Consider the following 12451-nt stretch of genomic DNA (forward strand, 5'->3'; position numbering starts at 1 on the left):
TACAGACAGGAAGGTGTCAGGCCGGCGTTACTTCAGGTTTTGCCTGGGTGCTGGCGGCAGGCTCTGCGCATTGTGGCAAAGGACGACGGATGAAATAAGTCGGGTCTTTGCGCTGCTTCCAGATTGTCGGGAGGATTTCTTTGAAGGCCGCGAACAGACTGGTGTACGGCGGCGGACAGTCGTGGCGGATTTCCTCATGAAGCTGCGCCAGCGCGTGAAACGGCACCATCGGATACATGTGGTGCTCAAGGTGATAGTTCATGTCGAGGTACATAAAGCGCAGCACTGGGTTCATGTAAATCGTGCGGCAGTTGCTGCGGTGATCGAGTTCATCTTCGGCCAGGCCGACATGTTGCGTCAGGCCAAACAGGTAGGACAGCCAGCCGCCGTAAAGGGTTGGCAGACCGATAAACATCAGCGGCAACCAGCTCTGCAAATACAGTGCAGTGCCCACGACAAGCCCATAAATCACCAGCCAGACGCGCGCGTCCCTCGCCACCTTGGGCCACTCGGATTCCGGGATGAACGTCTGCTCTTCTTCATCCATCCGCCCCATTGCATGCCGGCAGACTGACCCCATCGTCTTCAACGCGTAAGGCATCCTGAACAGACTCAGCACCATATTAATCAGGCTCGGCGGACGCGGCTCGACGATCTCAGGATCGCGACCGACGATGATGGTGTCAGTGTGGTGCCGTGCGTGGCTCCAGCGCCAGACTTGAGGTTCGAACATGAACATGAAGCTCGACAGCTGGTAGACCGCGTCATTCATCCAGCGGGTTTTGAACGCCGTACCGTGACCCGCTTCGTGCCAGCGGGCATTGGACGCCGTACCGTAAAGCAGCCCATAGACGAAGAAGAATGGAACGCAGGCCCAGGAACCCCAGAACCAGTAACCGCCGAAACCGGTGAGGACCATCGATAGCAACCAGATCGCGGTATCGCGCAAGGCCGGGCCGTCGCGGCGCTGCATCAATTCCTTCATGCGTTTACGAGAAATGGGCGATTGGTACCAGTTGGCCGAGACCAAACCTTTTTGCGCCGCTTTGGCGGCTTCGGGACCGATCAATCGATAATCCCGAGGCACGGGTTTACCGCGGTGTTCATAGGCTGCGTTTTGTTCAGGCATTTTATTGTTCTCCGCAAGCTTGATGGTTTCAGGCACTTTTCGACGCGGGATCACATCGTTGGAGAAAAGATAGAGAGCCCAAAGATTACCCTCAAGCCCTTGAATACATTCCCTATCAAGCTATCATCCAGGCCCAGCAAGGCTTGATAGTTTTCTATCAAGGCGTTTTCGGGACCCGCCATGACCAACACTAAACGCCCCACCATCGCCACGGTCGCCGAGCACGCTCGGTTGAGTGTCGCCACCGTGGACCGGGTACTCAACGCCAGGGCGCCGGTCAGTCCGGCCACCGCCGAGCAGGTATTCCAGGCCGCCGAAGCCGTCGGCTATTTCGCCGCCCGGCTGATCGGTCAGCGGATCCGCGAACGGCGTCCCAGTTATCGTTTCGGCATCCTCTTGCTCGGTACCGCCCAGGCGTTCTATTCCAATGTTGCCGCCGCCATTACCGAGGCGGCGCAGCGTCACACCGGCGCCAACCTGAGCTGTCAGTTTGAGTACGTTTTCGATCGCACACCGAGCGCCATCGTTGCTCAAATCGAACAACTGGCGGTGCAGTGCGATGGTCTGGCAGTGGTCAGCTTCGCTCACCCGCTGATCAATGCCGCCATCGCCCAGATCAGAGAGGCCGGCGTGCCGGTGATCGCGCTGCTGTCCGACATCGATGAGGCCGCGAATGAGCCTTACGTCGGCCAGGATAATCTTGAGGTCGGGCGCACCATGGGCTGGCTGATGGCTCACACCTGTGGTGCGCGCAAAGGCAGCGTCGGGGTGTTGCTCGGCGGCCACCGTTTTCTCGGCCATCAGGCACGGGTGGAGGGGCTGCGCAGTTACCTGACGGAACACGCACCCGGATTGCGCCTGCTTGAAGCGGTGATCAATCTGGATAATTGCGACATCACCGAAGAGGCGACCCTGGAATTGTTGGCGCGGCATGACGATTTGCGGGGTTTGTGCGTGGTCGGCGGTGGCGGCGACGGCATCATCAGTGCCCTGTCGCAGTTACCGAAGCGGCCGTCGCTGTGCTGCATCCTGCAGGAATCGACCGAACTGTCGCGCCAGGCCTTGTCGCAGGGTTTGATCAGTTTGGTCATCGATTCCCAGCCGCGATTGCTGGCGGCGGCGCTGGTCGATTTGCTGCTGGAATTGCAGGCCGCGCCGGACTTCGATCCGGCCCGGCATCGCATCCATATTCCATTGCAGATCGTCACGTCAGAGAATGCCCGGCCCTGAACGGAAAGCATCGGCACTCAGTCCGAACCGATTCATCTTGTTGTACAACCCACCCCGAGAAACATTCAGCTGTTTGGCGGCCAGGCGGATGTTGCCGCGGGTATCCTTCAGGGCCGCAATGATCGCATTCATTTCATGGGCGCCAAGGTCCAGGGCGGTCCGGGGTTCGGGCACACTTCCCGGCGCCGATGGCCGCTGCCTTTGCTTGATTTCAAGCGGTAGATCACCCGGCTGGATCAGTTCGGTCACGGCCAGGTTGGTCGCCCGTTCAATGGTGTTTTCCAGCTCGCGAACGTTACCCGGCCAGTGGTAGGCCGACAGAATATCCAGCGCCTCTGGCGAGATGCCCTGCACCGATTTGCGCAGTGAGCGGGCGCAACGGCTGAGAAAATGGCGCGCCAGTAACGGCACATCTTCGTGGCGCATCCGCAGCGGCGGAACCGTCAGGTTCAGGACATTGAGCCGGTAAAAAAGATCCTCGCGGAAAGCACCCTCGGCCACCGCCTGACTCAGGTTGCGGTGAGTAGCAGCGATGATGCGCACGTTCACCTGCTGCGATTTTTTCGCGCCCACGCGTGTCACCTCGCCTTCTTGCAAGACGCGCAGCAGACTGACCTGGGCATCAAACGACATGTCACCGATTTCATCGAGAAAGATCGTTCCGCCATCGGCCAGTTCGAACTTCCCGGCAGAGCCTCCGCGCGCCGATCCGGTGAAGGCGCCTTCGACATGACCAAACAATTCGCTCTGCACCAGATCTCGCGGAATAGCCCCGCAATTGACGGCCACAAAAGGACCGCTGCTACGGTCACTGGCGTTATGGATCGCCTGGGCGAATAGCTCCTTGCCTGTGCCGCTTTCACCCAGAATCAGCGTGGTCGAATCACTGCGACTGGCAATCCGCCCCAGGTGCAACGCGTCCTGTATCGCTCGCGAATTGCCCTGAATGGTCTCGAAGGTGTAACTGGCTTGGGTGCCGATGATCCGGCGAGTAATTTCCCGGATGCGTCGGTTCTCCCGCAACGAGACAATGCGTCCACCCTGCTCCAGCGAGCACACGGACACCAGGCACGCCAGTTGACTGCGATCATGCAATTCAAACGTGCAGTCCAGATCCCGCAGCCCTTCCCCGCCTCGCAGCAGAATCTCATCGGTCAGTTCACTCTGGCCCAAGCGCTGGAACGGACTGCCCAGCAGGTCCCGGCCCACGCGGAACAATTGGCGGGCGTAACGGTTGAGCGCCTTGATGCAGCCCCGCTCATCCAGCACCACCAGTCCTTCGTTGAGCACTTCAAGCACGGTTTGTTGTTCCTCCAGCAATGCTTGCAGCGCCATCTGCCGCGAGACCGCTTCGGCCGCTGCCTGGACAGTGCCGAGGGTATGAAAATGAAACCAGCCCGGCTCTGCGGTCAGGGTCAGCATGGCCAGTGTCCGGCCCTGCGCATCCCTGATCGGCGCGGCGGCACAATGCATGCGCCGCCGACGCAGGCCGATCCCGAAGTTTTCCTCGGCCAGCACATATACCAATCGGTCTTCGGCAAGCGCCAGCCCCGTGCAGTTGGTGCCTTGCACCGACTCCAGCAGCCGGCTGCCCACCGGCGTGAGATCGAGGCCGCAGAAATACAGCGTCGTCCCTTCGGCATCGGTCAGGTTGATATGGCCCCGGGGGTTGTAGGCCAGCAACCCACGCATGACCTCCGCCGCCGCCGTGATCAACACACGATTGGCCGCCAGCGTTGCGGCCAGCACGTCGGGGGCGACAAAACGGTATTGGCCATCATCCGGATCGAGGCCGGCACTGACGCTGCGCAACCAGGAGTCCCAAATCACCTGCCTGACCCCGACAGGTCGATCGGTGCGACCGTTCAGACACGCCAGCCAGGCCTGCTCCAGCTCAGCGATCGGTCCTTCGTTTAACGACGCCGGACCGAGCGCCGTAATGTAGTCGAGGTCTTGCACGCTGAAGGCCATTGGCTGTGGGATCACCATTTGCTCCTATGTTCATATTTTTGACATGTCAGTATAGACATGTCATTTGAATGAACACTTATTTCAAACACCTTTAAATACTCCCTTAAGTATCAATGACTTAAATATTGGCACAGCCCTTGCTCCCTGCTTTGTACCAGCGAGGACATTCCTGCTGTCGAGTCATTGAACAACAATAAAAGGGAGTCATTTCATGAGTACGTCCAAGATCATCCGCCTGGGTCTCATCGGTGCTGGCCGCATGGGCAGCTTTCACGGTCTGACTGCCGCCCGGCACATTCCCGGTGCCTGCCTGGCCGCCATCGCCGACCCGACACCCGGTCAGGCCGCCCGCCTCGCGGCAGAATTAGGTGTGCAGCGGGTCTATACCGATCCACAGCAATTACTCGATGACCCGGAAATAGACGGCGTCCTGATCGCCGCCCCTGCCCGCAGCCACGCCGAACTGGTGATCAGTGCGGCCCGCGCCGGCAAAGGGGTGTTTTGTGAAAAACCCATGGCCATCACCCTTGACGAAGCCGACCGCGCCATCGCCGCCGCTGCCGACGCCCGGGTGACGCTGCAAGTCGGTTTCAACCGGCGCTTTGCCAAAAGCTTCCGCACGGCTCATCTGGACGTGGTCGCCGGTCGTATCGGTACGCCGCAACTGCTGCGCTCGCTGACTCGCGACCCGGCGCTGAACAATCCGGCCGCCTCGCCGCAGTGGGTGATCTTCCTCGAAACCCTGATTCACGACTTCGATACCCTGCGCTACCTGAATCCCGGAGCCGAAGCGGTCGAGGTTTTTGTCATGGCCGATGCCCTGATCGCACCGGACTTCAAGGACAAGGGCTTCCTCGACACTGCAGTGGTCACGATCCGTTTCGACAACGGCGCCATCGCGACGGCCGAGGCCAATTTCCAGGCCGTCTATGGCTACGATGTTCGGGGGGAAGTGTTCGGCAGCGCGGGCATGCTGACCATGGGCAGCGTCAACGAGTCTGACCTGGTTCGCTATTTGGCCAATGGCATCCAGGCCGACACCCAGCGCCTGGACACCGACCTGCTGCGTGATGCGTATGTGGCCGAGCTCAACCACTTTGTCGACTGCCTGCGTACCGGCGAAAAACCCCTCGCCAGCGGCGAAGATGCCCGGGCGGCACTGGCCATTGCCCGCGCGTGCATCGAGTCGTTCCAGCAAGGCAAAGCGGTGCGCGTGCAAGGAGCCCGCTCATGAGTTTCATACCGTTCAAACTGGCGATCAGTGCCGAGATGGTCTTCCTCGACCTGCCGTTCACCGAACGCGTCAAACGAATTCACTCGCAGGGCTTCAGCGCCGAACTCTGGGGCTGGACGCAGAAAGACATTCCAGCCCTTGTCGCCACTGGCGCTGATTTCACCTCGATGACGGGTTACATCTCGGGCAATCTGACCGACCCCGAAGACATCCAGCACCTGCTCGACAGCGCACGAGAATCGCTGGCCGTCGCCGCCCAACTGAATTGCCCGAGCCTGAACCTGCACGGCACTGGCCTGGGCGACAAAGGCTTGCCGGTCAAACCCGTGGCCCTCACCACTGGGCGCATGTGGCTGAGCGCCTGCAAGACCCTGGAAAAAATCGCCCGCCTGGGCGAAGAAGCAGGCCGGGTATTCTTGCTGGAAAACCTCAATACCGAGGTGGACCACCCCGGCACCCCTTTCGCTCGCGCCGACGACACCCTGGCGTTGATCGAGGCCGTGGGCAGCCCGCATTTGAAGATGAACCTGGACCTTTACCATGCCCAGATCGGCGAAGGAAACCTGATCGAACTGATCCAGCGCGCAGGCAGCGCCATCGGGGAAATCCAGGTCGCCGATGTCCCCGGCCGCATGGAACCGGGCACCGGTGAAATCCATTATCCGGCCATTGCCAAAGCCTTGTTCGGCATGGGATACACCGGAGTCGTCGGGCTCGAGGGCTGGGCCAGCGGCGACAGCGAAGCAGCACTGGAACGCTTTCGACAAGCCTTCACACTGGATTGAGCCTAATGCCAGCTGCAACGCACTCTTTGTAGCAGCTGTCGAGCTTGCGAGGCTGCGTTCGGTTCGGGCCGCGTTCGGACGAAGCAGTCGTGAGTCCGGCTGATGCGGTTTACCTGATACACCGCAAGTTCTGGTTTGACGACTGCTTCGCAGCCGAACGCAGCCTCGCAGGCTCGACAGCTGCTACAGATCGCATTGCGGCTTTGAATGTCGACTCATAACAAAAAAGGAAAACCATCATGCGTCGTTGCACACTGCTTTTTGCCACGCTGTTATTACTCTTCAGCCAATGGGCCGCCGCCGACTATCGCATCGGCGTCAGCATTGCCAGGGTCGACGACAACTTCATGACCTACGTGCGTAGCGGCCTGGAAGAGGCCGCCAAAAAGGAGAACGTCCAGATCCAGTTCGAGGACGCCCAGGGTGATGTGGTTCGCCAGCTCAATCAGGTCGAGGGTTTCCTCAGCCAGAAAGTGGATGCCGTCATTGTCTTGCCGGTGGACACCGCTGCCACCGCCAACATGACGCGCGCCGCCGTCGAGGCGAAGACACCGCTGGTCTACGTCAATCGCCACCCGGACGAACGCGTCTTGCCCAAAGGCGTGGTCACGGTGGCGTCCAATGACATTGAGGCCGGTCAACTGCAGATGCGCTACCTGGCCGACAAGCTGGGGGGCAAAGGCAACATCGCGATCATCATGGGCGACCTCGCGCAAAACTCCACGCACGACCGTACTGAAGGCGTCAAACAGGTACTCAAGGACTATCCGGGGATCAAGATCGTCGAACAACAAAGTGCCGAGTGGCAGCGCAACAAAGGGATGGACCTGACCAGCAACTGGCTGCTGGCAGGTACCCGTTTTGATGCCATCGTTGCCAACAATGACGAGATGGCCATCGGCGCCGCCATGGCATTGCAGCAAGCCGGCAAAGCCAAGGGCGAGATTGCGATTGTCGGTATCGACGGCCTGCCCGACGGCCTGGCGGCCATCAAGCGCGGGATGCTCGTCGCCTCGGTATTTCAAGACCCCAAAGCGCAAGCGACCAGCGCGCTGCAAGCGGCAATCAAAATGATCAAAGGGGAGCCGGTCGAGACGGATGTCTGGGTGCCCTTCCAGCTGATCATGCCGGAGCAAGTGGCCGTGTTTGAGCAACGCTACAAGTAACATCAAACGGGAGCATGGCCTGCCGACAGGAAGTCAGCAGGCCATGCGCGTCGCCGTTTACAGGTCGGTGATTTCCTTATGACGTGGCACCAGCGCCTTCATCACGCTCCACGCCACCAGATAGGCCAGCGCGCAGATGGCAAACATGATCATGTAGCCGGTATGGATATCGCCGATCAGTTTGTAATGGTCGATCACCCAACCGCCGGTCTTGGTCATCACAACGCCGCCCAAGCCGCCGGCCAAACCGCCAATGCCGACCACCGACGCGATGGATTTTTGCGGGAACATGTCAGACACGGTGGTGAAGATGTTGCACGACCACGCCTGATGCGCCGATGCGCCCACGCCGATCAGCAGCACCGGTACCCAGAAACTGATGTAGCCGAATGGCTGCGCCAGCAGTACCAGCAACGGGAAGAAAGCAATCACCAGCATGGCTTTCATACGGCCGTCATACGGCGCATCACCGCGTGACATGAAATAGCTCGGGAACCAGCCGCCGCCGATGCTGCCCACCATGGTCATGCTGTACAGCACGGCCAGCGGCAACACGATGGCCTGGCCCTTCATGCCGTATTGCGCCGACAGGTAGGTCGGAAGCCAGAACAGGAAAAACCACCAGACGCCGTCGGTCATGAACTTGCCGAAGGCAAAGGCCCAGGTCTGGCGATAGGTCAGCAACTTGAACCACGATACTTTTTTGGCCGCAGCACCCGAGTCAGTGCCGGTGAGCGCTTGTGCGCCCTGATCGCTGCGGATGTAGGCCAGCTCTTGCACCGACAGACGCTTTTGCTGCTCCGGTTTTTCGTACAGCGCAATCCATACCGCCACCCAAACGAAGCCCAACGCACCGATCACGATGAACGCCGCTTCCCAGCCCCAAAGGCCGGCAATCAGCGGCACGCTGATCGGTGCCAGGATCGCGCCCACATTGGCGCCGGAGTTGAAGATACCGGTGGCGAAGGAACGCTCCTTCTTCGGGAAGTATTCGGCGGTGGCCTTGATCGCAATCGGGAAGTTACCCGCTTCGCCGATCGCCAGTACGGCGCGCGACAGCATGAAACCGGCGATTGAAACAGGGATCACGGCAAGGCCCAAGGCGCTGCTGATACCCGCAATCCCCTCGCCCATTGGCTCCGCAAAGGCGTGCATGATCGCGCCGGTCGACCAGATGCAGATCGCTACCACATAGGCGGTCTTGGTGCCGATCTTGTCAACGAAGCGGCCGGCGAACAGCATGGAAATCGCGTACACAAACTGAAAGACGGAGGCGATGTTCGCGTAATCGGTGTTACTCCAGCCAAATTGCGTCGACAGATCCGGCGCCAACAGACTCAGTACCTGGCGGTCCAGGTAATTGACGGTGGTGGCAAAAAACAACAGCGCGCAAATCGTCCAGCGGTACTTGCCGACGGCCTGGCCGATTCGTTGCGGATTGATGGGCTCGTTCAGATTCATGGCATCACTTTATTGTTGGATTATGGTGATGATCTCTCGGTTTCAAGCGAGATCAATTGTGTCGCGAAGCATCGCCAAAACGCGATGAGTCCACGCCACTGTATTGCGGGCTCGAAAATGGGTACCCCATGCTCAGCGGCTGGAGTTGGACATTTGGCAAGAGCTATCGGGCGTTTGGTGGGACAGTCGTATGCGACAGGCCTGACTGTGGGGATGGGCAAGCAGTCAAGGTCGAACCATAGGAAGCGGCATTCAGGGCGATGCGCGGGCGAGTTGTATTCATGATGGGGCCGACACTCGTTTTTATTTTTAGTGTTTAACAGCCGATGATCGTCTGTCGTCGTACAACTACGCCTTTTATATCGAGTTCACTACCGGGCTGTCAATCTGAAAAAACATCCGTTCGTCTCGACAAAGGCTGCTCGATAGAAATTCGATCAGGTCCAGAGGACGTAGTCTGTGGGCCAGTTAGCACTGGGATGTATCGGGTGTTGTCAGCGAGATATGAAGGTTTTGAAGATTAAACATTGTTGTACGACAACGCACTTAAAAAGCTCATGACGAGAGACATCGATAGCAGTCATCTCGTCAGAGTGGTTTTCGACTGCCAGGTCGGCGAAGACGGATCAGGATTTCGCAGCCGGTTTAGTGCGAGCGGCCGCTGTCGATGTGTTGAGCGCCACGGCAGCGAGAATGAGCGCCTTCAAGGCTTTCTCATCGGGCGTGTCGCCCTCATGCAAATCAATGGCACGTCGAGTGTTGCCGTCGAGGCTGGCGTTGAAAAGGCCTGAAGGGTCTTCAAGCGAGGCGCCCTTGGCAAACGTCAGCTTCACGACCTGCTTGTAGGTCTCGCCGGTGCAGATGATTCCGGCGTGCGACCACACTGGAACCCCCCGCCACTTCCATTCCTCGACCACGTCGGGGTCGGCCTGCTGGATGAGCGTGCGGACCCGAGCGAGCGTCTCGCCCCGCCAATCGCCCAGTTCCTTGATTCTCGCGTCTATCAGCTGAGAGGCCGAATCTGCGCCCTCTTCCTCTTTTGCACCGACCTGCTCTTTCTTCATGGTGGTTGTCGCCTTCTTCATGAGGGTATTCAAAACCGGGCTTTACAACGTTTTTTGACTGTTGCCGAGGGTCTTGGCCTTTTCGATCCCCCAGTCAAAGGCAGCCTCCATGTCCAGCAGATGCGGTTTTGGATCGTGGTCCTCAAAAATGGCGGTGCCGTCCGGCCGGTAAACACCGATGAACATCCCCAGTGAGCCGTCCTTCAAGATCTCGGTTTTGACCTCGATCTTGCATCCGTTCGACAGCGTTTCCTTGTGGTGCATATGGCGTTCAGTCATGGCTGCATTTCTCCCGTCGTTAAAGTCCGAGTAGCGCATTTACCCATTGGCCATGTTAGCTCAGTGCGGCCCACTAAAAGGCCTGCCAGGACAGCGGCGTAATGCCACCTATACTAGAAGCCACCGCCCCCTCGGGGTCTGCACTCCCAACAATAAAAAGCAGAGGTGGAACATGGTCTGGCAGCAAATCTACGATCCGTTCGGCAACCCGATACTTTCAACCCTCATGGCAGCAGTGCCGGTCGTGGTGATGCTGGCAGCCCTTGCGTTTTTCCATGTGAAGGCGCATCTGGCCGCATTGATGGCCCTAGCGTCGGCGCTGGTGATCGCGATCTTCGCCTTCGGCATGCCGGCGAACATGGCCGGCTCGGCCGCACTGTACGGCGCCGCCAACGGCTTGCTGCCGATTGGCTGGATTGTGCTCAACATCATCTTCCTTCATCGGCTGACCACCGAGAACGGCTCGTTCAAAGTGCTGCAGGATTCCCTGGCGCGCATCACTGATGATCGACGCCTGCAACTGCTGCTGATTGCCTTCTGCTTCGGTGCTTTCTTCGAAGGGGCCGCAGGCTTCGGTACGCCGGTGGCGGTGACCGGGGCGATTCTGATCGGGCTGGGCTTCTCGCCACTGGCCGCGTCTGGCCTGGCGTTGATCGCCAACACCGCGCCCGTGGCGTTCGGTGCGCTGGGCACGCCGATCATCACCCTGGCCAAGGTGACCGGGCTGGATGAAATGGAACTGTCGATGATGGTCGGCCGGCAATTGCCGTTCTTCTCGGTGATCGTGCCGTTCTGGTTGATCTGGGCATTCGCCGGCTGGCGCAAGATGCTGGAAATCTGGCCGGCGATTCTGGTGGCCGGGGTCAGTTTTGCCGTGCCGCAGTTCCTGGTGTCCAACTACCACGGGCCGATGCTGGTGGACGTGATCGCCGCGCTGATTTCCATGGCCTGCCTGACCGGTTTCCTCAGAGTCTGGAAACCGGCCACCGTGCATACCTCCGCCGCGCTGTCCGGGCGCGTCGACAATTCCAAAATAGCCGAAGAGCATGACGAAAAACCCGTCGCCAGCGCGACCTTTGCCAGCGATGCCAAGCCTGCGGTGATGCGCGCGTGGATGCCGTGGATCATCCTCACCGTGTTCGTGTTCGCCTGGGGCACCCAGGGTTTCAAAAACATGTTCGATACTCGCCCGGCGATTGATCCGGCCACCCACTCGGCCAAGCTCGACCCGCAAGGCAAACCGATGCGCGAAGCGAACCCGATCTTCGCTCCGGTCGTGACGTTCACCACGATTCACCAGCAGATCGAGAAGGTCCCGCCCGTAGTGCCCGCACCTAAAACCGAGGATGCGGTCTACAAGTTCACCTGGCTCACCAGCACCGGTAGCGGCATCCTGCTGGCGGCGATCCTCGGCGGACTGCTGATGGGCTATTCCATCCCGCAACTGATCCACCAATACCTGCGAACGATCTGGGTCGTGCGTTACTCGCTGATCACCATCGTCGCGATGCTCGCCCTGGGCTTCCTCACCCGCTATTCAGGCCTGGACGCCACCATGGGCCTGGCCTTCGCCGCGACGGGCATCTTCTACCCCATGTTCGGCACCCTGCTCGGCTGGCTCGGCGTAGCCTTGACCGGCTCGGACACGGCGTCCAACGTGCTGTTCGGCGGCTTGCAACGGGTGACCGCCGAGCAACTGGGGATCAGCCCGGTGTTGATGGCTGCCGCCAACAGTTCCGGCGGGGTCATGGGCAAGATGGTCGACGCGCAGTCGATCGTGGTGGCCTCCACCGCGACACGCTGGTACGGGCATGAAGGGGAAATCCTGCGTTATGTGTTTTTCCACTCGATCATCCTGGCCATTCTGGTCGGTGGTTTGGTGACGTTGCAGGCGTATGTGGCGCCGTTCAGTCATATGGTTGTTGGGGGGCATTGATTGATGTAGTTCGGGATGGGATGGGGGGCATATCCGTTTCTGCGGGAGTGGCGGCTGGCGGTTTCGCTCTTACAGCCAGCCCTTTCAAGGTCTTTTGACTTTAGCGGCCTTGAGCACCCGATCCGTCGACACGTGGGCATTCGCGGCTTTGCCTTCAAGCCACTCCTTTGTTTTGGGCACCTTCGGACCTCGCTTG

10 protein-coding genes are annotated in these 12451 nt (G+C 59.6%); 5 read left to right on the forward strand and 5 right to left on the reverse strand.

The window, feature by feature from the left end; all coding sequences use genetic code 11:
• Nucleotides 1-16: 16 nt before the first annotated feature.
• Entirely contained in the window at nt 17-1129 is a 1113-nt protein-coding gene (locus tag KGB23_RS25650; protein ID WP_223433062.1) for a fatty acid desaturase family protein, read from the reverse strand.
• A 180-nt stretch (nt 1130-1309) separates the two neighbouring features.
• Here KGB23_RS25650 and KGB23_RS25655 point away from each other — a divergent pair, with 180 nt between their 5' ends.
• Nucleotides 1310-2359, forward strand: coding sequence for a LacI family DNA-binding transcriptional regulator (locus tag KGB23_RS25655; protein ID WP_223433063.1), 1050 nt, complete (start codon nt 1310-1312; stop codon nt 2357-2359).
• Here KGB23_RS25655 and KGB23_RS25660 read toward each other — a convergent pair.
• Nucleotides 2339-4348, reverse strand: coding sequence for a sigma-54-dependent Fis family transcriptional regulator (locus KGB23_RS25660; RefSeq protein WP_223433064.1), 2010 nt, complete (start codon nt 4346-4348; stop codon nt 2339-2341). The genes KGB23_RS25655 and KGB23_RS25660 overlap by 21 nt on opposite strands.
• A gap of 193 nt (nt 4349-4541) precedes the next feature.
• Here KGB23_RS25660 and KGB23_RS25665 point away from each other — a divergent pair, with 193 nt between their 5' ends.
• From KGB23_RS25665 to KGB23_RS25675, 3 genes are all read left to right on the forward strand, one after another.
• Nucleotides 4542-5564: a Gfo/Idh/MocA family oxidoreductase gene (locus KGB23_RS25665; RefSeq protein ID WP_223433065.1), complete on the forward strand. Its 1023-nt coding sequence runs from the start codon at nt 4542-4544 to the stop codon at nt 5562-5564.
• Entirely contained in the window at nt 5561-6349 is a 789-nt protein-coding gene (locus KGB23_RS25670; protein WP_223433066.1) for a TIM barrel protein, read from the forward strand. Before KGB23_RS25665 ends, KGB23_RS25670 begins: the two co-directional genes overlap by 4 nt.
• Before the next feature lie 239 nt (nt 6350-6588).
• Entirely contained in the window at nt 6589-7515 is a 927-nt protein-coding gene (locus KGB23_RS25675; protein ID WP_223433067.1) for a sugar ABC transporter substrate-binding protein, read from the forward strand.
• Nucleotides 7516-7572: 57 nt separating this feature from the next.
• Here the strand turns inward: KGB23_RS25675 and KGB23_RS25680 are convergent, their stop codons facing one another.
• The 3 genes from KGB23_RS25680 to KGB23_RS25690 form a co-directional block, all read right to left on the reverse strand.
• Nucleotides 7573-8976 carry an MFS transporter gene (locus KGB23_RS25680; RefSeq protein ID WP_223433068.1) on the reverse strand — a complete coding sequence of 468 codons (1404 nt, stop codon included), beginning with the start codon at nt 8974-8976 and terminating at the stop codon, nt 7573-7575.
• A gap of 626 nt (nt 8977-9602) precedes the next feature.
• Complete coding sequence (locus KGB23_RS25685) at nt 9603-10040, reverse strand: DUF1801 domain-containing protein (RefSeq protein WP_223433069.1); 438 nt, start codon at nt 10038-10040, stop codon at nt 9603-9605.
• A 42-nt stretch (nt 10041-10082) separates the two neighbouring features.
• A complete protein-coding gene (locus tag KGB23_RS25690) occupies nt 10083-10319 on the reverse strand; it encodes a hypothetical protein (protein WP_046049268.1) in 237 nt (78 codons plus the stop codon).
• Between the two features lie 172 nt (nt 10320-10491).
• Between KGB23_RS25690 and KGB23_RS25695 the strand changes: the two genes are divergently transcribed.
• Nucleotides 10492-12255 (forward strand): L-lactate permease, encoded by a 1764-nt coding sequence (locus tag KGB23_RS25695; protein ID WP_150657372.1) that lies wholly within the window; start codon nt 10492-10494, stop codon nt 12253-12255.
• Nucleotides 12256-12451 lie beyond the last annotated feature (196 nt).

This window comes from Pseudomonas sp. GL-B-26 (assembly GCF_019947405.1).
Lineage (GTDB): Bacteria > Pseudomonadota > Gammaproteobacteria > Pseudomonadales > Pseudomonadaceae > Aquipseudomonas.